18 protein-coding genes and 1 riboswitch are annotated in these 26,016 nt (G+C 44.0%); of the genes, 1 reads left to right on the top strand and 17 read right to left on the bottom strand.

What is annotated here, in order from left to right; translation table 11 throughout:
- Positions 1-23: 23 nt before the first annotated feature.
- From fusA to NFR88_RS06220, 12 genes are all read right to left on the bottom strand, one after another.
- On the bottom strand, positions 24-2,093 hold the full coding sequence (fusA, locus tag NFR88_RS06275; RefSeq protein ID WP_160202879.1) for an elongation factor G: 2,070 nt from the start codon (positions 2,091-2,093) through the stop codon (positions 24-26).
- Positions 2,094-2,134: 41 nt separating this feature from the next.
- Positions 2,135-2,605, bottom strand: coding sequence for a 30S ribosomal protein S7 (gene rpsG, locus NFR88_RS06270; protein WP_160202880.1), 471 nt, complete (start codon positions 2,603-2,605; stop codon positions 2,135-2,137).
- A gap of 458 nt (positions 2,606-3,063) precedes the next feature.
- Positions 3,064-3,480: a 30S ribosomal protein S12 gene (gene rpsL, locus NFR88_RS06265; protein WP_160202881.1), complete on the bottom strand. Its 417-nt coding sequence runs from the start codon at positions 3,478-3,480 to the stop codon at positions 3,064-3,066.
- Between the two features lie 244 nt (positions 3,481-3,724).
- A complete protein-coding gene (locus NFR88_RS06260; RefSeq protein WP_251614288.1) occupies positions 3,725-4,618 on the bottom strand; it encodes a cation diffusion facilitator family transporter in 894 nt (297 codons plus the stop codon).
- A gap of 19 nt (positions 4,619-4,637) precedes the next feature.
- Entirely contained in the window at positions 4,638-5,894 is a 1,257-nt protein-coding gene (locus tag NFR88_RS06255) for an L-cysteine desulfidase family protein (protein ID WP_251614285.1), read from the bottom strand.
- An 8-nt stretch (positions 5,895-5,902) separates the two neighbouring features.
- The gene (locus NFR88_RS06250; RefSeq protein WP_160202884.1) at positions 5,903-7,678 is read right to left on the bottom strand and encodes a sigma-54 interaction domain-containing protein; all 1,776 of its coding nucleotides are present in this window, start codon (positions 7,676-7,678) and stop codon (positions 5,903-5,905) included.
- Between the two features lie 17 nt (positions 7,679-7,695).
- A complete protein-coding gene (locus NFR88_RS06245) occupies positions 7,696-8,724 on the bottom strand; it encodes a uroporphyrinogen decarboxylase family protein (protein WP_243151104.1) in 1,029 nt (342 codons plus the stop codon).
- A 12-nt stretch (positions 8,725-8,736) separates the two neighbouring features.
- Positions 8,737-10,140 (bottom strand): YfcC family protein, encoded by a 1,404-nt coding sequence (locus tag NFR88_RS06240; RefSeq protein WP_161909349.1) that lies wholly within the window; start codon positions 10,138-10,140, stop codon positions 8,737-8,739.
- A 388-nt stretch (positions 10,141-10,528) separates the two neighbouring features.
- Positions 10,529-10,711 carry a GNAT family N-acetyltransferase gene (locus tag NFR88_RS06235; protein WP_251614282.1) on the bottom strand — a complete coding sequence of 61 codons (183 nt, stop codon included), beginning with the start codon at positions 10,709-10,711 and terminating at the stop codon, positions 10,529-10,531.
- A gap of 14 nt (positions 10,712-10,725) precedes the next feature.
- Positions 10,726-12,123, bottom strand: a complete 1,398-nt coding sequence (locus NFR88_RS06230; RefSeq protein ID WP_161909348.1) for a sodium:solute symporter family protein — start codon at positions 12,121-12,123, stop codon at positions 10,726-10,728.
- 15 nt (positions 12,124-12,138) lie between these two features.
- The gene (locus tag NFR88_RS06225) at positions 12,139-13,344 is read right to left on the bottom strand and encodes a metal-dependent hydrolase family protein (protein ID WP_160202887.1); all 1,206 of its coding nucleotides are present in this window, start codon (positions 13,342-13,344) and stop codon (positions 12,139-12,141) included.
- A gap of 20 nt (positions 13,345-13,364) precedes the next feature.
- Positions 13,365-14,573: an MFS transporter gene (locus NFR88_RS06220; RefSeq protein WP_251614447.1), complete on the bottom strand. Its 1,209-nt coding sequence runs from the start codon at positions 14,571-14,573 to the stop codon at positions 13,365-13,367.
- Positions 14,574-14,815: 242 nt separating this feature from the next.
- Between NFR88_RS06220 and NFR88_RS06215 the strand changes: the two genes are divergently transcribed.
- Positions 14,816-15,517: a helix-turn-helix domain-containing protein gene (locus tag NFR88_RS06215; RefSeq protein ID WP_160202889.1), complete on the top strand. Its 702-nt coding sequence runs from the start codon at positions 14,816-14,818 to the stop codon at positions 15,515-15,517.
- Positions 15,518-15,520: 3 nt separating this feature from the next.
- Here NFR88_RS06215 and NFR88_RS06210 read toward each other — a convergent pair whose 3' ends face one another.
- The 5 genes from NFR88_RS06210 to rpoB all read right to left on the bottom strand — a co-directional run bounded on the left by NFR88_RS06210 (position 15,521) and on the right by rpoB (position 26,006).
- Positions 15,521-16,828, bottom strand: a complete 1,308-nt coding sequence (locus tag NFR88_RS06210; protein ID WP_251614280.1) for an NCS2 family permease — start codon at positions 16,826-16,828, stop codon at positions 15,521-15,523.
- Between the two features lie 66 nt (positions 16,829-16,894).
- Positions 16,895-17,069, bottom strand: a riboswitch (cobalamin riboswitch).
- A gap of 246 nt (positions 17,070-17,315) precedes the next feature.
- Positions 17,316-17,495: a hypothetical protein gene (locus tag NFR88_RS06205; RefSeq protein ID WP_202620439.1), complete on the bottom strand. Its 180-nt coding sequence runs from the start codon at positions 17,493-17,495 to the stop codon at positions 17,316-17,318.
- Positions 17,496-17,500: 5 nt separating this feature from the next.
- Complete coding sequence (locus NFR88_RS06200) at positions 17,501-18,040, bottom strand: GNAT family N-acetyltransferase (protein WP_251614278.1); 540 nt, start codon at positions 18,038-18,040, stop codon at positions 17,501-17,503.
- A gap of 458 nt (positions 18,041-18,498) precedes the next feature.
- Complete coding sequence (gene rpoC, locus NFR88_RS06195; RefSeq protein WP_160202900.1) at positions 18,499-22,323, bottom strand: DNA-directed RNA polymerase subunit beta'; 3,825 nt, start codon at positions 22,321-22,323, stop codon at positions 18,499-18,501.
- A 17-nt stretch (positions 22,324-22,340) separates the two neighbouring features.
- Positions 22,341-26,006, bottom strand: a complete 3,666-nt coding sequence (rpoB, locus tag NFR88_RS06190) for a DNA-directed RNA polymerase subunit beta (protein ID WP_251614274.1) — start codon at positions 26,004-26,006, stop codon at positions 22,341-22,343.
- Positions 26,007-26,016: the final 10 nt, after the last annotated feature.

The following is a 26,016-nucleotide window of genomic DNA, read 5'->3' as shown; positions in this document are numbered from 1 at the left end:
CCGCTAAAGGTTAATTTATAATTTTATTTATTTCCAATTTTTTCAACTAAGCTGTCAGGCAATTTTTCGAAGTGGTCCATCTGCATTACATATACACCACGACCCTGAGTCTTGGAACGCAGGTCGGTTGCATAGCCGAACATTTCGGACAGAGGTACCATACCTCTTACTGCAACAACGCCGTTGTTCATGTCAGAACCTTCGATTCTTCCTCTTCTGGAGGAGATATCGCCGATTACATCACCCATATATTCTTCAGGAACTGTAACTTCAACTTTGAAGATTGGCTCCAGAAGAACTGGTTTTGCCTTCTTAGCTGCTTCTCTAAATGCCATGGAAGCGGCAACCTTAAATGCCATTTCAGAGGAGTCGACTTCATGATAGGAACCATCGTACAGTTCTACACCAACGTCTACTACCTGATATCCTGCAATAGGACCGTTTTCCATTGCTTCTTTGATACCGTCTTCAATCTTAGGGATGTATTCCTTAGGAATTGCACCACCGACGATATTGTTGACAAATTCAAAGCCTGCACCCGGTTCTCTCGGATAAACTTTGATCTTAACATGACCGTACTGACCGTGACCACCGGACTGTTTAGCATACTTGTGGTCAACATCAGCGTTGGAAGAAATAGTTTCTTTGTAGGATACCTGAGGTTTACCTACGTTTGCTTCTACCTTAAATTCACGCAACAGTCTGTCTACGATGATTTCCAAGTGAAGTTCTCCCATGCCGGCAATGATTGTCTGTCCGGTATCTTCGTTTGTATAGGTCTTGAAAGTTGGGTCTTCTTCTGCCAGCTTAGCCAGCGCAATGCCCATCTTTTCCTGACCTGCCTTGGTCTTAGGCTCGATTGCGATTTCGATTACTGGATCTGGGAATTCCATGGATTCCAGAATGATCTCATGTTTTTCATCGCAAAGTGTATCACCAGTTGTAGTATCTTTCAAACCTACTGCAGCAGCAATATCTCCGGAGTAAACCTTGTCGATTTCCTCTCTCTTGTTTGCATGCATCTGCAGGATTCTTCCGATTCTACCCTTCTTACCCTTTGTAGAGTTGTAGATATAGGAACCGGAATCCAGTGTACCGGAGTAAACACGGAAGAATGCCAGCTTACCAACAAACGGGTCAGCCATAATCTTAAATGCAAGTGCTGAGAATGGTTCGTTATCATCAGCGTGTCTTACGTCTTCTTCTCCAGTATCTGGGTTAACACCCTTAATAGGCGGAATATCAACTGGGGACGGCATATAGTCGATGACTGCGTCCAGCATCATCTGTACGCCCTTGTTTCTATATGCACTGCCGCAAAGCATCGGAACCATTTCGCAGGCAATCGTCTGCTTTCTAATGGTATCTTTCATTTCTTTTACGGTCAGTTCCTCGCCTTCCAGGAATTTCATCATCAGTTCTTCGTCACATTCAGCAACGGATTCTACTAATTTTTCTCTCCATTCTGCGGCAAGTTCCTTCATATCGTCAGGAATCTCAGTGATTTCAAATTCCTGTCCTAGTTCATCTTTGTAAATCTCTGCTTTCATTTCTACCAGGTCGATAATTCCAACGAAACTATCTTCCGCACCGATAGGAAGCTGAACAGGCACTGCATTTGCTTTCAGTCTGTCCTTAACCATGTCAACTACTCTGAAGTAGTTTGCTCCTAAAATGTCCATTTTGTTTACAAAGATCATTCTAGGAACACCGTACTTTTCAGCCTGTCTCCAAACTGTTTCGGACTGCGGTTCAACACCGCCCTTTGCACAAAGTACAGTTACTGCTCCATCCAGTACTCTCAGGGAACGTTCTACTTCTACTGTAAAGTCAACGTGACCCGGGGTATCGATGATGTTGATTCTATGGTTCTTCCACTGTGCTGTAGTTGCTGCAGAGGTAATTGTAATACCACGTTCCTGTTCCTGTTCCATCCAGTCCATTGTAGCTGCACCATCGTGGGTTTCGCCAATCTTATGGGTTCTTCCTGTATAGAAAAGGATACGCTCCGTGGTAGTGGTCTTTCCGGCGTCGATGTGCGCCATGATACCAATGTTTCTTGTTTTCTCAAGTGAAAACTGTCTACCAGCCATTACATTTCCTCCATTTTTTTATGAAATTGAAGAAAGTGAAATTACCATCTGAAGTGTGCAAATGCCTTGTTAGCTTCTGCCATCTTATGTGTATCTTCTTTCTTCTTTACAGATGCGCCAGTGTTATTTGCTGCATCCATTAATTCTTTTGCCAGTCTTTCAGACATAGTCTTTTCGCCTCTAAGTCTGGTGTACTTCGTCAGCCATCTCAAACCTAAAGTCTGTCTTCTTTCCGGTCTTACTTCAATAGGAACCTGATAGTTTGCACCACCGATTCTTCTTGCTTTTACTTCTAAAACAGGCATGATATTGTTCATTGCCTTTTCGAATACTTCCAAAGGTTCTTCGCCGGTTGCTTCCTTGATTCTATCGAAGGCGGAATATACAATCGACTGTGCTGTACCTTTCTTTCCGTCAAGCATGATGCTGTTGATCAGTTTTGCTACAACAACACTGCCGTATACTGGATCTGGAAGTACTTCACGTTTTGGTGTGTTACCTTTTCTTGGCACTTCTCTTCCCTCCTCGCTTGATAATTTCGCCTATGACTGTGTTGCTGCATGCGTCGTACTCGCTCACGTACTCAAGTACGCTGCGCTCGTACTCCTTTGCGCGCCTTGTCCTAGGCGAAATTATCTGCGCGAGAACGTTCTTAACATTTCTCATGCTTCACCTTTCAACAAAAGCCAGCAACGCTCAGGCAAAATTACCTGCACAATTGTTCTAACTGATTTTCTAATTGCACATTCTCTTCACCCATACGCAAAAGCGCAGGATTACTCTGGAATCGCCCTGCAATTAAATAGGCGCCCAGTCTTACGGGGGTACTCGACTTCCTTCCAAGGAGCCGCGAGCGCACTTAATATCCTGTCGTACCATGCCAGAGGCTGTACATCCTGCCAGCATCAATATTATATATATTAAGGGCTCTTTCTATTCCCGATTCATTCTTTACTTGTAAGAAATATTCTTATTTCTTCTTAGGTCTCTTAGCACCGTACTTGGAACGAGCCTGATTTCTGTTGTTTACGCCGGCAGTGTCCAGTGTACCTCTGATGATGTGATAACGCACACCTGGGAGGTCCTTAACTCTTCCGCCTCTAATCAGCACTACGCTGTGTTCCTGCAGGTTGTGACCGATACCAGGAATATAAGCGGTTACTTCGATACCGTTGGACAGACGTACTCTGGCAACCTTTCTAAGAGCGGAATTCGGCTTCTTAGGGGTTACAGTCTTAACTGAAGTGCACACGCCTCTCTTCTGTGGTGAGTTGGTGTTAGTTGCTACTCTTCTTAAAGAGTTCATACCCTTACCGAGAGCAGGAGCGGTTGACTTCTTAACAGAACTGGTTCTGCCCTGACGTACTAATTGGTTAATAGTAGGCATTCGTTTCTCCTTTCTTTTTAAACTTTATTTTCACAATCAAACTGACCCTAAATCACTTCTAGGGTCAATTTCATTCGAAACGCTCTAATATTTTATCACATATTTTTTCCAAGTGCAAGGAAATTATTCCTGATTTTGCTGCAAATTTAGCCAAGGTGTGGGAACAATCTTTGACTTCTAAAAATCTCTATTCCGTTTAGACACACAGGTGAAACCCCTAAAAAGTATATAATGCCATCCACCTTCAGTTCAAAGAAGGATTTACATGAACCATACAATGCTTGATATTCTCATCACTGCGCTCAATCGTCGCATGGACGTCTTCTGCAATCGTATGCGCATTCTTAAGGCTCAGTTCGCCATCTACCTGAATTTCCACATCTACATACATTTTCGCACCAAATTGTCTCGTCTTGATATCATCAATATCGACCACACCCTGCACATTTTTAATTTCCTGCTCCATGTTCTGTATGATGCTGTCATCGCAGCTTTTATCCACCATTTTATCCACAGTCTCAAGGAAAATATCTACAGCAATCTTGATAATAAAAATACAAATTACAATACTTGCAATAGGATCCAGAACTGCAAATCCCATACGAGCGCCGGCAATTCCAATCAAACTGCCCACAGAGGAGAATGCATCAGATCTGTGGTGCCAAGCTTCCGCTTTCAGAGAAACCGAATTGATTTTCCTAGCTGCAATAATCGTATACCAGTACATACCTTCCTTTACAAGGATGGACACCACCGCCGCTGCAAGCGCAAGGGTTCCGGGCGCTGCAACAGTTGCCCCAGCTCTGATAGAAAGCACCGTTTTTATCCCTGCATATCCAATTGCAATGCCAGCCAGCACAAGTATATTTGCAAGAAGCAGCGCAATGACACATTCCATTCTTTCATGACCGTAAGGATGCTCCTTATCTGCCTTTTTTCCAGAAAGATGTGCGCCTAAAATCACCAGTCCTGTGCCCAAAACGTCTGAACCGGAATGGATTGCATCAGAAATCATAGCATGGGAATTGGCAATGACTCCAGCCACCAGCTTGACTGACGCCAACAAAATATTCCATACAAGACTCACATTGGAAACACGAATGATTACTTGTTTGGCGTCATCTTTTTTATATTCCATACTTTTCAGCTCCTCAAAATTAATTGGAAATCATCATATTCAATATTTCCGTGTCAGTATTCTTCATCCCTTCTTTTCCCAGTCTCCATATGTTTTCAATGGTCTCCTCAGCGGATTCTTCAACCAGCCCTTCTCCATCCTGAAATCTGCTGCCATCTATGGCAAGTTCCCTGGCCATAATTGACGCATCTAGGGCAGATGCAATCTTTGCAGCACAGGATGCTTTCGCACCATCACATACGATACCCGAAACATTTCCCAGGGTGTTGATCACACCATTGGAAATCACATCAAAAGAGTCGTCATACAGAAAACTGATACCAGCACCCGCACCGCAGGCAGCCCCCACGACGCCACAAAAAGCTGATAATTTTCCGATCCCTCTTTTGATATGTATTGCTACTAAATTGCTGAGAATCAGCGCGCGATACAGCTTTTCATCCGATACACCTAAATATTCTGCGTACTTAACAACGGGAACAGATACGGTGATCCCCTGGTTTCCGCTGCCTGAATTGATTACTACCGGCAGTTCACAACCTGCCATTCTGGCATCAGAGCCTGCTGCCGCATATGCCTTTGCAACTTCACGAATCTCATGGTGTCTGTGTTTCAGAATGCTTTTTCCCACGTTTGCACCATACTGATTCTTTATGCCCTCTTCAGAAATCGCTTTATTATACTGAATCTGACGGTCTATGTATGGAATCAATTCCGCAATATCGCCTTCTCTGGCAAAATCATAGATTCCTTTCAGATCCATAATCTTTTCCTCTTCCTCGAAATCATGGAAGGACTCACTTTCGCTTTCGAGAATCGACTGTCCGTCTCTGGCAACTTTGACAATGTTTGTATGCCATTGCGAAATCACGACCTCCGCACAGTGGGTGCCGTCAGAAATAATCATATCAATGTACAGATTCTCAACACCCGCAGCCAACTCTACAGAACAGATGCCCTTTTCGAGATACTGAACCATTGTCGCAACCTGTTCTTCCGTAATGCCCTTCAGAACCTCCAGCTTGTCATCCGGGTTTCCCCACAGTACGCCCAAAAGTGCGCTGGTCTCTATGCCTCTCATATCTTTCGTGGATGGCACAATCACGCCTTTCACATTTTTGATGATATTTCCGCTGCAGCGAACCAACACCTTCTCCGGAACATTTCCCAGTACTTTTCTGGCGACTGCCCCTGCATATGCAATCGCAATAGGTTCTGTACACCCCATGGCGGGCATCAGTTCCGTTTCCAATATTCTAATATATGCATTTTTCATATGTTTGTTCACTCCTTCAGTTTTCTATACAATGTCGCAATTCCGATGCCAAGCGCATCTGCAGCTTTCTGCTTGCCTTCGGTAGTATCACCGTAAACACGGATTGCCTCATCGATATAGGCCTTTTCTACATCCTTCAGTGGCTTTATCTCTGCCGAATGCTCTATAGAAAATTCTTTTCTCTCACATTTTACACGCGCAGGCAGACTGTCAGGCTCTATCACCCTCCTATTGGAAATGTTTACGCAGTATTCTACAACATTCTGCAGTTCCCGTACATTCCCCGGCCAGTCGTACGTCTCCAGCATTTTCATCGCTTTTTTGGAAAATCTGCTGATATTTTTGTTCAGCACTTCATTGTATTTTTTTATAAAGGTATCCACAAGAAAAGGAATGTCACTTTTCCGCTCCCGCAATGCCGGCACATAAATCGGAATCACATTAAGACGGTAAAACAGATCTTCTCTGAATGCACCGGACACAATCATCTCTTCAAGATTTCGATTGGTTGCCGCAATAATTCTTATGTCTGTTGCGATATCAACATTTGAACCAATTCTCTGTATTTTCTTTTCCTGAATGGCACGAAGCAGCTTGGCCTGCAGATGAATCGGAATCTCTCCAACTTCATCGAGAAGCAGAGTTCCCTTGTTTGCCAATTGAAACTTGCCGATTCTCCCACCCTTTGCCGCGCCGGTGAATGCGCCCTCTTCATACCCAAACAGTTCACTTTCAAGAAGATTATCCGGAATTGCTGCACAATTGACAGAAATAAATGGTCCCGCTGATCTTCTGCTTGCATTGTGTATCGCTCTTGCTATGATTTCCTTTCCCGTTCCGCTTTCTCCCTGAATCAGAACGGTCGATAAGCTGTTGGCAATCTTCTGCGCCTGCATCTTCAGATTCTGAATCGGTTTGCTTTTACCGATCAAATCTTTAAATGTCATTTCTGAAGATGCATTGGTGACTCGGTTGATTTCCTCATAATACTTTTCGCTGTCCCGAAAATAAATCACGCTGCCTACCTGTGTGCCCTCATCGTTGATGGAAACAACCGTAACCATTTCATGGTTGATTTCAGTTTTTCCGTCCGAAAAGGACAGCTCTTTGCTGAAGGTTCCGTTTACGTGGTATAGGCTCTTCATCAGTTCGCTGCATTCTGCAAGTTGGCGAATATCTGTGATTCTTTCAGGCATCTTCGGTCCGATGCCGAAAAGCTTCCTAAACATCTGATTCCCATAAATAATTCTTTCATCGTTATCAATACATACCACTGCACTGCCGATATGGTCGACAACTGCCTGCAGCTGCTTTTTTACAACAGACAGTTCATAGTTTTCCTGATTTTCGTCCAGCTTACTGATGAGCAGCTCTGACATCTTTGAAATAAAATTCTTCAACTGATCTACGCGTTCTTTTTTATCGCCGGAAAGTCTTTTTTCTTTGGAATAAAGTGCGATGCACCCTATTACAACGTCATTTTTCAATAAAGGAAAAGCTATGATAGAGTGAATATCACAGGTTCTGAAATTCGCGCACAGGCTGCATCCCTTTAAAGAATGCTTAATATCCTCGCTGACAATCGTTGTCTTATGTGCCATTGCATTGAGCATAATTGACTGTTTCGTCACAGAAATATCAGTCAGTTCCGAAGGACTGCTGCAATTGCTGTCACCTAAAAGATTCATCTCATTATCACAGATGACTACCTCTTCGTTGATTACAGATGCAATGGTTTTCGCCGTTGCGAAAGCATATTCTCTAATGTGCATTAACTCTGTCATACGTCTTCCCCTACATATTATTTACCGTACTTGGTTGCCGCAATTCTCGCAGCCAGGTAATTTTCAAGTGGTGTATCCTCGTAGATGGTACACCCCGGTCCCAGCATGAATCCAGTTCTGCCTGCCATTTCTACTGCCTCGCGAATATGTCCATATACGTTTTGATAGCTAGTTTTGTTGAAATACTGCTCTTCATTAATGCCTCCAATCAGACATTTGTCCGTGTATTTTCTAGCCTCTGCCAAACTCGGTCCCACCCATCTGTCATGCCAGTTGAGACAGGTGCCCGGGTAGTTTGCAAGTCTTTCAAACATGGACTTCTCTTTTTCCTGTGTAAAGCTATGTACGTGAATTACGTTGAACCAGGTTCGGTCTGCATATGCACCGATGACTTTCAAATCATACTGCTCACCAAATACATCATACATTTCGTCCGTCATAAATCTGTAGTTTGCAAGCTGACTTGCAAAGAAAAACCCGCTGACGCCAAGTTTGATGTTTTCGTTTACAAAGGCAATTGTAGTTTCCGTAACCTGCTCCAGCGCACGATGCACCAGTGTCGGATGCGCTTCGATTTCCTCAAAGAGTTTCTTTTCGCCCAACAGCTTGTACAATGTAGTGATTGGACTGAAAATGGTGTGAATCACCGGCGCCTCATCCTGGTGTTCTTTCATAAGCTGCAGCATTCTTTCCGCATATTTCAGCTGATTGCCGTAGGTGCCCTTTGTCACGTCAAGAGGCACGATTTTTTCCCAGTCCTCCGGCGTCTCTATAAACGCTTCTACGATTCGCGGCCACTGATCCGGCTGGCATATTTTTTCAATTTTACATCCGTAATCTTCTACCGTGTAAAGTCCAAAAGGCATCAGCTTTACAAAATCAATATCTGTTTCTCTGTAAAAGGCAAACTGTTTATCGGCCAGTTTCACATAGTCCTGATCCACATCCGTGTGATGTGGCCAGAGCCCCAAAGGAATTCTATCTACTTCTTGAAAGTTGACTGCCGCTTTGACGCGTTCTGTTTTTGTCATAGTTCTGCTACACATATTGTCCCTCCTTTAAAACGGTCCGTAATTGATCAGATTTGCCGCAATCAGAATCACTGCACCTATGCAGATCCAGATCAGCATCAGCGGCCAGATAAATTTGAACCACTTATTGTACGGAACCTTCGTTACTGCCAGATAGGACATCAGTACTGTGGAGGTCGGAATAATAGAATTGCTGAAACCGTCTCCAAACTGGAAGCAAAGGACTGCAGTCTGTCTTGTAACCTGCACAATATCAGAAAGCGGAATCATAATCGGCATAATGGTTGCCGCCTGCCCTGTGGAAGATGGAATAAAAAAGTTTACTATAATCTGCACAATAAACATGCCGACTACAGAGATGCCTGTAGGCAGCGCAATGACAGCCTGACTCAGGGCATGAATGATGGTATCCATAATCTGACCTTCTTCCATAACAATTACGATGGCTTTCGCAAACCCTGTTACCAGTGCGCCAAAAGTCAGTGATGCCGCACCTTCAACAAAAGTATTTGCAATTTTGTTCAGATTCAATCCACCGATGATTCCGGCAATCACGCCAACTGCAATGAAAATACCTGACATTTCATCAATGTACCACTCCCAGTTGAATACACCGTATACCATGAATATGATTCCGGCTACAAACAGAAGCATAATTGCAACATCTCTTTTTCCCATCTTCGCGATCTGAGAAATATCCACATCTTCTTTTTCTGTTTCACATCTGCATCCGTAGACAATGCTGGCTTTCGGATCTGCCTTCACCTTTTTTGCGTAGCGCATGATATACCAGACTGTCACAGCAAACATGATCACAAAAACAACAATTCTCAGTTCGATGCCGGAGTACATTGGTAACTCAGCAATAGATTGTGCAACACCTGTAGAAAATGGATTTAAAAATCCTGCATTGAATCCGCATGCTGCACCAAGGGTAACTGCTGACAGACCAGTAAGGGCATCATATCCAAAAGCGTGGGCTACTGCTACTCCAATAGGTGCAAATACCACCAGTTCATCAGATGCACCGAATGTTGCGCCCATCAGACCAAAAACAAAAGCGAAAACTGGGATAAAAAACTTGCCCATAAATTTGTTTCTGGCTAAGGTTCCCACACCATGCTCAATTGCACCGGTTGCATTGATGATTTCCATGGATCCACCAATGATAAATACGAAGAAAATAACGTCTCCCACGCCCTGCATTCCAAGTGTGACAGAAGTAAGTAGTGAAAGCAGCGAAACCGGTGATTTTTCCACATATTCAAACGAATTAGGATCAATGACATCTTTCCCGATTTCCTCATTAAACACTGTGCTGTAACTACCCGCAGGGATAACGTACGTTAAAATTGCCATTAAGATTACAAATCCGCAAATAATGACATACGTATGTGGAACTCTGCTTTTCTTGTCATTTAAAGTTTCCATTTCATTCCTCCTTAAGATTATGCGCTGTTTTGTAGACAAGTTCCTTTATTATTTATAAAGCAATTATTGTGCCATCTCCTTGAACCCTTACAAAACGAAGATTTCTTCCGTATCGATTTTTTCTTTGTCTTTCCTGATTATCATTTTGATAATCAGGAAAGGTTTAATTATCATTCTAATAAATTTTTGTAAATATTTCAATATATTAATTCATTTTTATCATATTGATAATTAACAAGGGTTTCTCTCTCGGCCAAAAAGAAAAAAGAATCCCAAGACTTCTGCCTCGGGATTCTTTCCCTGCTAGTTAGGTGTACGGGGATATTTTCTTCTGGATGCAGAACCGTACCATGGCTTAGACTTCCTATTTTATGATGTCATTCGCTTTTTATATCGATTTCCCATATTTCTCAAAATATTCCTCTGCCAACATAGACATCAAGTGCACATCATAAAGTACCCCGTTTTTTCTGCAGTTTTTTCGAAGCACACCCTCATACTGAAATCCAAGATTCAGATATAGGTGCGCCGCCGGATTTCCCGTGTAATGATCCAGATAGACTCGCTGCAAAATCGCGTAATTTTTTACTTGCTTATCGACGCCTTATCCTTTGAGACCATCGAAACACCATACAGCAAAATTCCACTGACAGCTAAGCTAACTAAAACCGATGGAATTTTTCCAAGAATCGACACCTTGCCTAAGACAAAAAACTCCCATGCAAGTCCGCAAATGATTGAGCCTGCCACACTGGCAATCGCCGCTTTCTTCGTCGCCCAATCCGTGTACAATCCCAAGAGCATCGGAAGGAAAACTGCCGAACTGTAAAATAAACCGGATGTATATAGCACCGCAATGATATTATCAAAAGCCAACGAAATAGCAAGACTTATCAGCGCTATAACAACTGTCGTAACCCTCGATAGTTTCACGTCACTCAGCTCTATTTCTCTCTTTTCCACGATCGGCATCAGAACATCACTTACACTAAGCACTGTAACCGCATGCAATACCGAAGTACTGGTCGAAATCGTCGCCGCGAAAACACCAGCAACTGCAATCCCCGCAAAGCCTGCAGGCAGCACTTTAACAAGAAGCGTCGAAAACACCATATTCGAGTCTGTTATCTCTGGAAGAAGCGACACAGCGCTTACACCAATTAACCCCGTTGCTGCCGAAACCACAACATAAAATCCTGCAGTAAACAGCATCCCAAATCTTGCCGTACTGCCGTCTTTTGCAGATACAATTCGTTGTATATAATTCTGATTGGTCCCATAAGAGATGCCAAACAAAATCCCCCAGGACAACGGCGTCCATATGCCTATACTGCCGATCGACATAAATCCTTCCGGCAAACTCCTCGTTATTTCTCCAAGGCCTCCACCTGCACTGATTGTCACAGGTACTGCCGTAAAAACAGCCGCCACCATAACAAAGAACAGCAAAATGTCTGTATTAACAACAGTTCTCAAACCCCCGCTAGTCAAAAACAATGTAATAAGCATTCCGATTACCAGTGTAATTCGCACGTCTAAACCAGTCAACGTGTTAAGCATTACAGATGAAACCGTAAACTGTGTCGACAGTGCAGCAACAGACGCACAGATGTGCATTACACTGGTAATGTACTTTACGCTCAATCCATATCGTTTACCCAAATAATCCGGTACAGTAAGTCCGTTCAAACCGTTGAGCCTTTTCGCCAAAACAAAGCCTATCAGTAAGAATCCTGGCGCAGCGGCAAGGTTCCACCACATGCCGCCCATCCCCATCAGATAGCAGTACCCTACTGCGCCAACCAGTCCGCTCCCGCCAAAATCCGTCGCCGCCATAGACAGTCCGGTTTGCAGCTTATTCAAGCCTTTATTCATCGTCAGAAAATCACTTGAATCCGAAAGTTTGCGATTGGAGCAGTGACCAACAATTAAAACAGCTGCAAGTAGCAGAGCCATAAAAATATAGTCTATCGTCTTCATCATTCTACACAGCCTTCTTTACTCGACAAACAATTTACCTTCCTTAAATACATATTTGGGTAGTTTTTTCATGTCCTCAATATTTATATCAGGCTCACCTTCCATTACGATTAAGTCAGCCAATTTGCCTTCTTTTACGGTTCCAATACTCTCCTGCAGTCCTACAAGAGCTGCACTGTCCACCGTCGCCATCTTCAGTAGCTCTTCGTTAGAAAATCCCGCCGCCTTTCTGGCAATAAATTCCAACCCAGGGAATTCATTAAAAGTAACTCTGTCTGCATCCGTACCCCAACCAAGCCTAATTCCGGCGCGATAGGCTTTTGTCATATACTCCGAAATATGCTCCATGATTTCTATAGAACGTTCATGCATGAACGCAGGCGTATTTCCCGTCAAATCCTTCAACATGGAATATGCAATTTCCACAGTTGGAACGATGAAAGTCTGGTTTCCATGCGCTAATAATGTCTCGATACACGCATCATCAATGTAGGAAGCATGCTCAATACTGCCTATTTCTGCCTCCGCACATGCCATAATGCCCTTTTTTCCATGACAATGAGCCGCTACATAAGTTCCCTGTTCTTTCGCCGCATCGGAAAGTGCCTTCAGTTCTTCAAAAGAGCAGATCATAGCTCCAGGATCCCCACCGATGTTCATCACTGCACCAGTTGCCATATATTTGACAAAATCACAGCCAGCTTCAATATCTTCTCTCACAATTTTTCTTGCGTCAGCCACATCGTCAAACACTTTATAAAGTGGTCCGAATTCTGCATTGCCCGGTGCAGTCGGGGTGTTACAATGGCCGGAAGCAATCACACGCGGACCCATGATAGTTCCCTTAGCATACATGTCACGCAGCGTTACGCCCAGATTAAATGCAGAGCCACAGTCCCTAACCGTAGTATAACCGCTGCGCAGATAATCAAAGCCATATTCAATTCCTTCCACTAGTTCTTTTACCGCACTGCGATATTTAATCTGCAAAACGTCCATCGTTGTAAAATCAAAATGCATATGTAAATCCAACATACCCGGCATGAGAGTATCTCCTTTGACATCCAGTATGTCAACATCCCCCTCAAAGGCAGTTCCCGCCGGAAGAATCGTCTTAATTCTCTTGTCTTCAATCACAACATCTGCCAGTTGATTTTCTTGAACCACAAATCCCTCAGTCAAATAGGGAATCAGTCTGCAATTTTTCAAAACTAAAGTTTTCATATTACATTCCCTCCAAATCTTTACATCACTGCCCGCTCAGATTCAAAGCAGTGATTTTTCTTTTCATATAAATGCAGCAACACTGCACAAACCACTACAATTCCAAGACCAACTATCAGCAAAATAAAAATGTTGTTATATCCATCTGCGCCTTTTGTATCCAGCCATTTTCCACATAAATTATACAGCCACAGGTCAGTTGAATAGCCTACTGCTGAAGCAATCCCCATAGAAGTTCCGGTAATTTCAAAAGGAACCTTCGCTTCAGGAATCGGAGTATATAGGCCGGAACGGCTCAGCGCAATTACACTGATAAGTACAATACTCAAAATCACCGCAATTGTTTTGCTGGATTCCTGATGCGGAACAAACAGCAGACCCACAATCGTAATACCTATAGCGATACAAACCAGAATCAAGAATTTAGGCGTGCGGCACTTATCCAGAAGAAGCCCTCCCAGCGGCGAGAGGATGATTCTTACCACCGAACGATTTGCAATTGCAAAAGCTGTACTGAAAGTCACAGATACACCGAACAAGCCAGATAAAAACGGGTTGAGATATGTTGCACCAGAGATCACAATAAACAACCCCATAACAATAAACCCGTTCAACCAGGTCACCGGATGCGCCAGCGCTCTTCCAAGCATAGAAAACTTGAAATCATCGTTAGACTCTAAGCCCTTTACATCCTTCACCAGCACCATAATTAAAATAGCCACAATCGCAATTACAACGGCAAAAATTGTCGTTACATATCTGAATCCCATGCTTTCTGCAAACTGTGACAGTGCCGCCAGCACACCGTAACTCATAATTGCACCTACAATTGCTGCACACATTTCAAAGAATCCAAACATCTTTCCTTCTTCGTTTTCATCTGCCTGTGCACGAACCAATTTCAAATATGCCGACCAGTGAATGAAGGTTGTCGATACGCCGAATCCCAAATAGCAGCCAATTAACACCAAGTAGTTAGGTGCAAAGGTCATAAGGATGCCCAGACCTGCTGTCAAAAGCTGTGAAATTACAACCAGCTTCTTCGGTGAAAATCTATCTGCTAAAATACCACCCAGCAGATATCCCGGCGTTGCTGTAAAAGAAAACATCGTCAGTAGCATCCCCGCCTGCTGATTAGATAAATGAAATGCCTCCAAAAATTGCGTATAAAAAGTCGAACTTAAATAGGGCAAATTATAGCACAAAGTAGACAGGGTCAATAAAAACACAATGAAATACTTTCTTCGATCTTTCAAAATAATCACTCCTTATAATAAATTTTCTATCATTATAAAGAACTTCCTTTTCCTTTTCAAAAAACGGTATTTTCATTTTACGACTATTTTCTGCACTTTTTTCCAACAACATTGGATTTTTTGCATAAAATATGCTATACTAATAAAAAACTTTACGAGTTTTACTTTATTTCAGAGAAAAAAGCAATTATATGAAATCTTTGCGGAGGTACAGCATGGAAGAAACAATACGCAGTATACTTGGTCAGCGCATTCGTCACTACAGGAAACAAAAACATTACAGTTTGGCAGAATTTGCTCTACTCATTAACAAAAGTAAATCTTCCCTTTCAAAATATGAGCGTGGGGAAGTATCAATTGATGTGGAAACACTCATTATTATTGCAAAGAATCTTGATGTTCATATTTCACAGCTTCTTGACATGGACTATTTACTTCCAACTGAGAATTTATCACAAGAAACACCCGGTTCTTCACAACCAGGAAAAATCTATTATGTGTACGTACCCTCTCTCATACAGAAAAAAAACAAAGAGGTCAACATCTTGACCATAAATCAAGAAAAAGCTTCCTTTTATGGGCGTGTAGTCGACCCCACCGATTTTGCTAAGTGCACCTATTATTACACAGGAACAGTGCAGACTTTCGATTCATCCCAGAGGATTTTCCTCGCAAATACTGCAAATAAAAATGATTTGCTGGTTCTGGATCTTACCAGCAATTTTGGTACATCTTCAATTATCGTTGGTCTGTTCTGCAGTCTTTCCCTTGGTCGATACGATTCCTTTGTCAGCAAATGTATCGCTACCGAGAATCCTCTTACCGACCTCACCGAAGCCACTGCACTCACAGCTCCAACACGTGATGAATTGAACCAGCTAAAGAAAAGGCATATATTCAAAATACTGCAAACCTAAATTTTACAGGCAGAAATAAAGAAAAAATACCATAGCCAGCGCCACAACAGGCAGATTCACCTCATTTCTTCTGCCAGCGGCAATTTTGCAAATCAGATAAAAAATAAATCCCGCAGCAATTCCTGTCGTAATGGAGTATGTCATAGGCATCGCCACTATGGTAATAAATGCAGGAATGGCGTCATCCAGACGACCAAAATCAACTTTTTTCACTTCCATGAGAAGATACATTCCCACGATAATCAAAGCCGGTGCAGTTACAGCACTTGTCATCACCCCTGTCAGAGGCGAGAACACAACCGCCAGCAAGAAGCACAAAGCAGTTGTTACAGCAGTCAGACCGGTTTTTCCGCCTGCCGCAATCCCGGAAATCGATTCCGCATAGCATGTAACGGTAGAGGTTCCAAATAAAGCGCCCATCACAGAACCTGCCGCATCAGCAATTAAAATCGACCCGCTTCCCGGCATGGTTCCCTTTTCATCAGTCATTCCCGCCCTGGAGCTGGTGCCGATTAAAAAACCAAGGGTATCAAACATATCAACCATGGTCAATGAGATAATAAGCGCAATAAGTGACAGGATACCGGACAAGCCCGCTTTTCCTGAAATCAATCCGGAAAAATCAAGCTTAAAAGCCACGTCCGCTATTGCGCCCGGAAACTCTGCAAGGTGGTCGGGCATCGCTGTCTGTCCTGCCGCCAGACTCAGTACAATCGTTATCACCATACCGATAATCAAACTTCCATTTATGTTCAATACCACCAAAACAGCTGTGATTGCCACTCCAAGCAATGCAATCAGAACTGTAGGCGAACTGAGATCCCCGAGAGCAGGCATTCCGCTTGCTAAAGATATAATCCCTGTATCCAGAAGACCAATGAGCGCTATAAACAGACCCACGCCGGCGCTTATAGCGTATTTCAGATTTACAGGTACTGCATTGATTATCTTATCTCTCAGAGGCGAGATAACAATTAGAAAAAATAGGATTCCGGAAAGGAAGGTAAGTGCCAGCGCCTGCTGCCATGAATATCCGTAAATTCCGCATAGGGTATACGCAAAAAAGGCATTCATCCCCATACCCGGCGCCATCGCAAAAGGCTTATTGCTCAAAAATGCACACAGCAGCGTGCCTGCTGCGGCAGAAAGACATGTAGCAACCATAACGCCGCCGGAACTCATGCCTGTAGATGACAGAAATACCGGGTTCAGAAAAATGATATACGCCATGGCAAAAAAGGTTGTCAGACCGGCGCGTACTTCCTGTCTGACAGTGGTGTGATTTTCTTCCAGTTTAAATAGTTTTTTCATTAGTGCCCTCCATATAAAAAAATAACGCATCCGGCAGAGATACTTTCGCATCATATCTCTCCAATGCGTTTGCGCTGCTTCCCAGCTGGTGTTCTGACTCCAGTATCAGCATCTTTCTTCGCCTTCCCGGTTTCCCAGTGACATCATGAAGAAGACTCCTCTGTTACAGCGTTGGCGGCGTACAGGAATTTCACCTGTTTTCCTTTAAACCCTTTCGGGTACTGGCAAGCTCTTTTCAATTTTCATATATCATTATACACAATTTGAGCGAAAATGCAAGACTTTTGCATGTCTTCAAACAGGGCAAAGGCATGAAAAAAGAAATGTGACAAATATTCGTGATTCTTTTATTTTTGTCAACATCAGAAACCGTTCTCAGACTGACGGAAAAATCTCTTGAAGAGTGTACAAAAGGAAACGCCGTAAACCTGTCAAACTCCACTTATAAAGACAGCCGCCCTTTTCGCTAGGCGGCTGTTAATTATTCTTAATTCTTTAGACATCCCACCGGCACTACATAAATTCCATCCTGCCTTCGGTAAGCATAATCACCTACGCCAATAAGAATCATTAAAAAAGCCGGTTTTTTCATTTTATCTGTGTCTATTTTTTTCGGCGTGTTGGCATAATTTTTTTCGGCGTGTTGGCGTTTTTCCAGCTTATTCACTGCATTCATTTACCATATCGCTCAAAGTATTCCTCCGCCAGCATGGACATCAGGTGCACATCATAGAGGACGCCGTTCTTCCGGCAGTTCTTTCGCAGCACGCCCTCGTACTGAAATCCCAGATTCAGATACAGGTGCGCCGCTGGATTTCCCGTGTAATGATCCAGATATACCCGTTTCATCCCAAAATCCTCAAAGCACAGTTTCATGGTCGCTTCCATAGCCTGTCTGCCGTAGCCTTTGCCGCGAAGTGCCGTATCCGCAATGTAAATCCGCCAAATTTCACACTTCCAGCCTTCTATGATATCGCCAAGAATAATTCTTCCCACCGGCTCACCGCTCTCGCGCAGACAAATAGTGTACTGGCGCATATCGGCAGCCTCATCAAATTTCACATATGCCTTGGTCACATCCTCCAGACTCTGCCCGTCCGCAATGCTGAAAAACTCCGTTACTGCAGGCTGCCTTTCCCATGGGTCAAAATACTTTAAATCCTCAAAAACGCTGTCGCGTATGATTAAATCTTTGGTTTCAATCGGGTTCATATCCTTTCTCCTTTCAGAATTCACCGCCAAATCTTTTCCCTAAATTAATTTCAATATATCGCACAATTCCTATTAAGTCAATAAAAATGACTGGCTCCCAATTTAACGATGATTCCACGATACTCCTTCCTCATGGCAAAATGCATATTTTTAAAGAAATCTCCGCAAATATGCACATCAGTCTGCATATTTGCGGGGATTTTGCATTATATATGCATATTTTTCACTGCGAACCGGTAATCGCGTTGCTATTTCAGAGTATTTTATTGGCGAAAATGCATATGAGAGGAAAAATCGCCAAAAATATGCAGATTCCTTCAGGACGTTATGCATATTTTAGGTCTTTTTTACGAATATATGCACAGGCGGCACAGAACGTACTAACAAAAAGGAGCTACCTCCTCAGATCAACCTAATTGGTCAACCGTACAAGTAGCCCCTTTACAATATCCAGTCTCTTATTCTAATTCAATCAGCTCGGATTCTTCCGGTTCCAGCACCAATGCTGTATCCATTTCCATAATACCCTCGTTAGGCATGCTCATCAAATCCAAATCTTCTGCGCTTTCATCATCCATCGCTTCCACGTCAGCTTCAGCTTCTAACAGGGCCTCTTCCTGCATACGAGTATATTCACGCATGAATTCCTCATTTACACCGTAATCCACGTCAATATTTTTGTAACGCTTCATACCGGTTCCTGCAGGAATCAGCTTACCGATGATAACGTTTTCCTTCAGACCCATCAGCTTATCGTTCTTGCCCTTAATTGCGGCATCAGTCAGAACCCTGGTGGTTTCCTGGAAGGATGCTGCAGACAAGAAGGAGTTAGTTGCCAGAGAAGCCTTGGTAATACCAAGCAGCATCTGTTTCGCTTTTGCAGGTTCGCCGTCTGCTGCAAAGGCAGCTTCGTTTGCTTCCTTGATTTCAAACTTGCTGTACAGACCACCCGGAAGCAGATCCGTATCGCCTGCGTCTTCAATCTTGAACTTGGAAAGCATCTGGCTTACGATAACCTCTACGTGCTTGTCGTTGATATCTACACCCTGGTTCTTATATACACGCTGCACTTCCTTGAGCAGGTACTGATATACGCCCTCAACACCGTTGAGTCTCAAAATATCGTGCGGGTTCAAAGGACCGCTGGTGATGTTACCGCCGGCAAGGATATAATCGTCCTTCTTTACGGCAAGTCTTGCGCCATAAGGCACAACGTAAGTCATATCTTCTCCGTCATCGCTTCTTACGATAACCTCTGTCTTATTGTCAGTTCTAGGCTGAATATCGATTACTCTGCCGTTTGCCTCGCAGATTTCTGCAAGACCCTTTGGCTTTCTAGCCTCGAACAATTCCTCTACTCTCGGAAGACCGTGGGTGATATCGGAACCTGCAACACCACCGGTATGGAATGTTCTCATAGTCAGCTGTGTACCCGGCTCACCGATGGACTGTGCCGCAGTGATACCGACAGATTCACCGATATTAACCTCTTCACCTGTTGCCAGGTTTCTTCCGTAGCATTTTGCACAAATACCGGTTCTGGAGTGACAAGTCATAACGGAACGGATTGCAACGGAGTCAATGCCTGCGTTGACAACATCCATTGCCTGTTCATCGCTGATTTCCTCGCCCTGTTCAACAATGATTTCCCCGGTCTGCGGATTTACAATGTCAAGAAGCGCAGTTCTTCCTGCGATACGCTGATTCAAAGGTTCGATGACTTCTTTACCGTCGGTAAAGGCTCTAACCTCCACACCCTCGTCAGTGCCGCAGTCAAATTCCCTAACGATAACGTTATGAGATACGTCAACCAGTCTTCTTGTCAGATAACCGGAGTCGGCTGTACGAAGCGCTGTATCGGCAAGACCTTTACGAGCACCGTTGGAAGAAATGAAGTATTCCAAGATTGAAAGCCCTTCACGGAAGTTCGCCTTAATTGGAATTTCTACAGTCTTACCAGTTGCGTTCGCCATCAGACCACGCATACCGCCGACCTGTCTGATCTGGTTCTTACTACCTCTGGCTCCGGATGTTGCCATGATGTTCAGATTGTTCTGCGGATCCAAAGATTCCATCAGTGCGTCTGCTACATCATCCGTAGTCTTGTTCCAGATTTCAATAACTTTATCGTATCTTTCAGAGTTTGAAATCAGACCCATTCTGAAAGCTTTTTCGTATTTGTCAACTTCTTTCTGAGATTCTGCTACGATATCCCATTTGTTGTCAGGAATTTTCATATCGTCGATACCGATTGTAACGGCAGCCTTTGTGGAATAGTGATATCCCATATCCTTGATATAGTCAAGCATGATAACAGTTCCAGTATTGCCATGTGCTTTGTAGCACTTATCGATAATCGCACCCAGCTTTTTCTTGTCGCAAAGGAAGTCAACTTCCAAGGAATACGGGTCAACATTTCTGTCAACAAAGCCGAGATCCTGCGGAATCTGCTGGTTGTAGATGAATCTTCCCACAGTGGATTCAACCAGATGTCCTCTCTGGTCATTTTCGTCAAGGTACATTCTAACCTTTACCTTAGCGTGGATATCAACGATTTCATCCTGATATGCCATCAACATTTCATCAAGGTCAGTAAATACTTTGCCGTCGCCCTTTTCCGGTACACGCTCAAAGCCTGCGGCCTTGTGCGCTTCAGAAGCTTTTCTGTCGTTAAATTCGTCTTTATCATAGGAAACCTTTTCCTTGCCGTCAACGATTTCAACCTTTTTGCAGGTGCCCGGATAGGTCAGATAGTACGCACCCAGAATCATATCCTGTGTCGGCGTAGTGATTGGGGAACCATCCTTTGGCGCCAGAATGTTATTGATGGACAGCATCAAGAATCTGGCTTCTGCCTGTGCTTCTACGGAAAGCGGTACGTGTACCGCCATCTGGTCTCCGTCAAAGTCAGCATTGAATGCTGTACATACCAACGGGTGCAGCTTGATTGCCTTACCTTCTACCAGTACCGGTTCAAATGCCTGGATACCCAGTCTATGCAGCGTCGGTGCACGGTTCAGCATTACAGGGTGTTCTTTGATGACACCTTCTAATACATCCCATACTTCCGGTCTTACTTTTTCTACCATTCTCTTGGCGTTCTTGATATTGTGGGCATAGCCCTGTTCAACCAGTTCTTTCATGATGAAAGGCTTGAACAGTTCCAGCGCCATTTTCTTAGGCAGACCGCACTGATAGAATTTCAGTTCCGGTCCGACTACGATTACAGAACGTCCGGAGTAGTCAACACGCTTACCCAGCAGGTTCTGTCTGAAACGACCCTGCTTACCCTTCAGCATGTCGGACAAAGATTTCAGCGGTCTGGAGCCAGGACCAGTAACAGGTCTTCCTCTTCTGCCGTTGTCAATCAGAGAGTCTACAGCTTCCTGCAGCATTCTCTTTTCATTTCTGACGATAATATCAGGTGCGCCCAGTTCCAACAGACGGTTCAGTCTGTTGTTTCTGTTGATTACTCTTCTGTATAAATCATTCAGGTCAGAAGTTGCAAATCTGCCGCCGTCCAGCTGTACCATCGGTCTGATATCAGGCGGAATAACCGGAATTACTTCCAGAATCATCCATTCCGGCTTGTTTCCAGAAATTCGGAGAGCTTCTACAACTTCAAGCCGTCTTACGATTCTGATTTTCTTCTGACCGCTGGCATCCTTCAGCTTTTCTCTGAGAGATGCAGACAGCTCTTCCAGATCAATCTGAGAAAGCAGTTCTCTGACTGCCTCTGCACCCATGGCCGCTTTAAAGTCATTTCCGTACTTTTCTTTGGCTTCTCTGTACTGCATTTCAGTCAGAATTTCTTTGTAGCCAAGTCCTGTATCGCCAGGATCGGTTACGATATATGCCGCAAAGTAGAGAACTTTTTCCAGGTTTCTTGGCGTAATGTCAAGAATCAGTCCCATTCTGGAAGGGATTCCCTTGAAATACCAGATATGAGAAACCGGAGCAGCCAATTTGATGTGCCCCATTCTCTCTCTTCTCACCTTTGCTTTCGTTACTTCTACACCGCAGCGGTCGCAGACGATACCTTTATATCTGATTCTCTTGTACTTACCGCAGTGACATTCCCAGTCCTTCATAGGTCCGAAAATCTTTTCGCAGAACAGACCGTCTTTTTCCGGCTTCAGGGTTCTGTAGTTAATTGTCTCCGGCTTTGTTACTTCGCCGTGAGACCATTCCAGAATCTTTTCTGTGGAAGCCAGTTTAATCTGTAAAGATTCGAAATTATTCAATTCGAAATTGTTTGTGTTCTTATTTACATTCTCAGTCAAAGATTTCCTCCCCTTTCTTATAACTCATCATCTGCAAAGCTCTCAGTCATATCGTCGTCGGGGGTCTCTTCTGTGAATCCCTCTGCAAACAATTTTTCTTCACTTTCCAGTTCCGTATCTACGTCCATAATGCCGTCGATACCGGAAACGTCATCGTATTCGGATACTTCCTTTATCTGAATTTCTTCATTGTCCTCAGTAAGCACTCTTACATCCAGTGCCAGTGACTGCATTTCCTTGATGAGAACCTTGAAGGACTCAGGAATACCCGGTTCCGGAATATTTTCACCTTTGACAATTGCTTCATAAGTCTGTACACGACCTACGATATCATCGGATTTTACGGTGAGGATTTCCTGCAGTGTGTGTGCTGCGCCGTATGCTTCCAGCGCCCAAACTTCCATCTCTCCAAAACGCTGTCCGCCGAACTGTGCTTTACCGCCCAGAGGCTGCTGCGTTACCAGAGAGTACGGACCAGTACTTCTTGCGTGAATCTTATCGTCTACCAAATGGTGAAGCTTGAGCATATACATGTAACCTACGGTTACAGGATTGTCAAACCACTCACCGGTTCTGCCATCTCTCAGTCTCAGTTTACCTGTCTCTGAGAAACCACAGTCCTCAAGAAGCTCACGGATATCTTTTTCGGTCGCACCGTCAAATACTGGTGTTGCAATATACCAGCCCTTAGTCTTTGCTGCAAGACCCAGATGCACTTCCAACACCTGACCAACGTTCATACGGGAAGGTACGCCCAGAGGGTTCAGCATAACCTGCAGCGGCTCGCCGTCTTCCTTAAATGGCATATCCTCTTCCGGTAGGATACGGGAAATTACACCCTTGTTACCGTGACGACCTGCCATCTTATCGCCTACATTGATTTTTCTCTTAGTTGCGATATAGCATCTTACTAATTTATTGACACCTGGCGGCAGTTCGTCGCCATTTTCTCTTGTGAAGATTTTTACGTCTACTACGATACCAGTTTCACCGTGAGGCACGCGCAGGGAAGTATCTCTGACTTCTCTTGCCTTCTCACCGAAGATGGCGCGCAGCAGTCTTTCCTCTGCGGAAAGGTCGTTCTCGCCCTTTGGCGTTACCTTACCGACCAGAATATCTGTGGAGTCAACCTCTGCACCGATTCTGATGATACCCTCTTCATCCAGATCCTTCAGCGCCTCATCGCCGACGTTAGGAATATCTCTGGTGATTTCTTCAGGTCCCAGTTTGGTGTCTCTTGCTTCTGCTTCGTATTCCACGATATGCAGGGAAGTCAGCACATCATTCATCAGAAGTCTTTCGTTCAGAATGATTGCGTCCTCGTAGTTATAGCCTTCCCAGGTCATGAAGCCGATGAGCAGGTTCTTGCCCAGTGCAATTTCTCCAAGGTCTGTGGAAGGACCGTCAGCGATTACTTCGCCGGCTTCAATGTGTTCACCGTGAGATACAATCGGTCTCTGGTTGATACAGGTTCCCTGATTGGAACGCTTGAACTTCAATAATTTATATTCATCTAATTCGTTGTTGTCATCTCTTCTGATACGGATTTTGTCAGCGTCAACAAACTCAACAGTACCTGCATTCTTAGCGAGGATTACAACACCGGAATCTCTGGCTGCCTTGTATTCCATACCAGTTCCTACAAACGGCGCTTCTGTCACCAGAAGAGGCACTGCCTGACGCTGCATGTTGGAACCCATCAGGGCACGGTTGGCGTCGTCGTTTTCCAGGAACGGAATCATTGCAGTTGCAACGGATACTACCTGCTTCGGAGATACGTCCATCATGTCTACAACTTCTCTTGCGAACATAGCGATTTCGCCGCCGACACCTCTGGCAGCAACCTTTGCATTGACAAAGTGTCCCTCTTCATCCAGCGGCTCATTTGCCTGGGCGATAATCAGCAGTTCTTCTTCGTCTGCAGTGATATAACGGATTTCTTCTGTAACCACACCGGTTTCTTTATCTACTACTCTATATGGAGTCTCAATGAATCCATATTCATCTACGATACCATAGGTCGTCAAGGAACCGATCAGACCGATATTCGGACCTTCTGGCGTCTCAATCGGACACATTCTTCCATAGTGAGAGTGGTGTACGTCACGCACTTCGAATCCGGCTCTTTCCCTGGAAAGACCGCCAGGTCCCAATGCGGAAAGTCTTCTCTTGTGAGTCAGCTCTGCCAGCGGATTGTTCTGGTCCATGAACTGGGACAGCTGAGAACTTCCGAAAAATTCCTTGATTGCAGCCGTAACAGGTCTAATATTCATCAGCGCCTGCGGCGTTGTTACCTCAATGTCCTGAATGGTCATTCTTTCCTTAACCACACGTTCCATTCTGGCAAGACCGATACGGAACTGATTCTGGAGCAGTTCTCCTACAGTTCTCAGTCTTCTGTTGCCCAGATGGTCGATATCATCAGTGCTTCCAATGCCATAATTCAGGTTTAGAATATAGCTGACAGATGCAATGATGTCTTCCATAATAATATGCTTTGGAGAAAGGTCGTTCTTTCTTGCCACCAGCATCTGTTTAATCTCATCCTCATCCTGGCACTGTTCCAAAATTTCCATCAGTACAGGATAATATACCTGATCTGCCACTTTCAGATCTGTCGTGTCAAAATCTACATACTGAGACAGCTCGACAAATCTGCTGCCGATTACTTTTGTAATCTGTGTTTCATCATCTTTTCCACGTGCCATTACATATTCAACACCGGCATTTTCGATGTCCTTTGCAAGAGCGCGGCTGATCTTCTGACCAGCTTCCGCCAGGATTTCTCCAGTGTTCGGATCGATAACGTCCTCAGCAACGACAACATCAGGCAGTCTGTTTGACAGCCCTAACTTCTTGTTATATTTATATCTTCCTACTTTAGCAAGGTCATATCTCTTTGGATCAAAGAATAGGGAATTCAGCAGGGATCTAGCGCTGTCCACTGTAGGAGGCTCGCCAGGTCTCAGTCTGCGGTAAATTTCCTTCAGACCACTTTCGTAGTCATTGGTTGTATCTTTCTCTAAGGTCTTCAGCAGTCTGCTGTCTTCACCGAAGATATCAATAATTTCTCTGTCGGAGCTGATACCCAGTGCACGAAGCAGCGTAGTCAGCGGCTGCTTTCTGGTTCTGTCAACTCGAACGGAAATAATTTCGTTGGAGTCTGTCTCGTATTCCAACCATGCACCTCTGTTAGGAATAATCTGGGTGGAATAAAGTTTATTATTAGATTTGTCAGTTTCGACACCGTAGTAAGGTCCCGGGGAACGAACCAGCTGTGTTACGATGACACGTTCAGCGCCATTGTAAATGAAAGTTCCCTTTTCTGTCATCAGAGGGAAATCTCCCATGAACACTTCCTGTTCCTTTACTTCTCCAGTTTCTTTGTTTACGAGTCTTACTCTGACTTTCAGCGGAGCTGCGTATGTTACATCTCTCTCCTTACACTCCTCCTGTTCATACTTCGGAGGATCGTTCAGGGAGTAATCAATGAATTCTAAAATCAGATTATCCGCATAATCTCTAATCGGGGAGATGTCCTCAAAAACTTCTCTCAGACCTTCTTTGATAAAAGCATCATATGAACTGGTCTGGATGTCAATGAGATTTGGCATCTGGCCAACTTCATTGATTTTTGAGAATGTCATACGGTCTTTTCTACCTACTTTGATAGGTTTTGGCATATTTATCACT

It is taken from the genome of Senimuribacter intestinalis, assembly GCF_943192965.1.
GTDB classification, from domain to species: Bacteria; Bacillota; Clostridia; order Peptostreptococcales; family Anaerovoracaceae; genus Senimuribacter; species Senimuribacter intestinalis.
The sequence above is the reverse complement of the archived record's forward strand: the minus strand, read 5'-3'. Positions and strand labels throughout refer to the sequence as shown.

Excerpts from the sequence above, each read along its gene's own strand:
- fusA (WP_160202879.1), bottom strand. The coding sequence starts at position 2,093 with ATGGCTGGTAGACAGTTTTCACTTGAGAAAACAAGAAACATTGGTATC.
- rpsL (WP_160202881.1), bottom strand. The coding sequence starts at position 3,480 with ATGCCTACTATTAACCAATTAGTACGTCAGGGCAGAACCAGTTCTGTT.
- NFR88_RS06260 (WP_251614288.1), bottom strand. The coding sequence starts at position 4,618 with ATGGAATATAAAAAAGATGACGCCAAACAAGTAATCATTCGTGTTTCC.
- NFR88_RS06255 (WP_251614285.1), bottom strand. The coding sequence starts at position 5,894 with ATGAAAAATGCATATATTAGAATATTGGAAACGGAACTGATGCCCGCC.
- NFR88_RS06250 (WP_160202884.1), bottom strand. The coding sequence starts at position 7,678 with ATGACAGAGTTAATGCACATTAGAGAATATGCTTTCGCAACGGCGAAA.
- NFR88_RS06245 (WP_243151104.1), bottom strand. The coding sequence starts at position 8,724 with ATGTGTAGCAGAACTATGACAAAAACAGAACGCGTCAAAGCGGCAGTC.
- NFR88_RS06240 (WP_161909349.1), bottom strand. The coding sequence starts at position 10,140 with ATGGAAACTTTAAATGACAAGAAAAGCAGAGTTCCACATACGTATGTC.
- NFR88_RS06230 (WP_161909348.1), bottom strand. The coding sequence starts at position 12,123 with ATGATGAAGACGATAGACTATATTTTTATGGCTCTGCTACTTGCAGCT.
- NFR88_RS06225 (WP_160202887.1), bottom strand. The coding sequence starts at position 13,344 with ATGAAAACTTTAGTTTTGAAAAATTGCAGACTGATTCCCTATTTGACT.
- NFR88_RS06215 (WP_160202889.1), top strand. The coding sequence starts at position 14,816 with ATGGAAGAAACAATACGCAGTATACTTGGTCAGCGCATTCGTCACTAC.
- NFR88_RS06210 (WP_251614280.1), bottom strand. The coding sequence starts at position 16,828 with ATGAAAAAACTATTTAAACTGGAAGAAAATCACACCACTGTCAGACAG.
- NFR88_RS06200 (WP_251614278.1), bottom strand. The coding sequence starts at position 18,040 with ATGAACCCGATTGAAACCAAAGATTTAATCATACGCGACAGCGTTTTT.
- rpoB (WP_251614274.1), bottom strand. The coding sequence starts at position 26,006 with ATGCCAAAACCTATCAAAGTAGGTAGAAAAGACCGTATGACATTCTCA.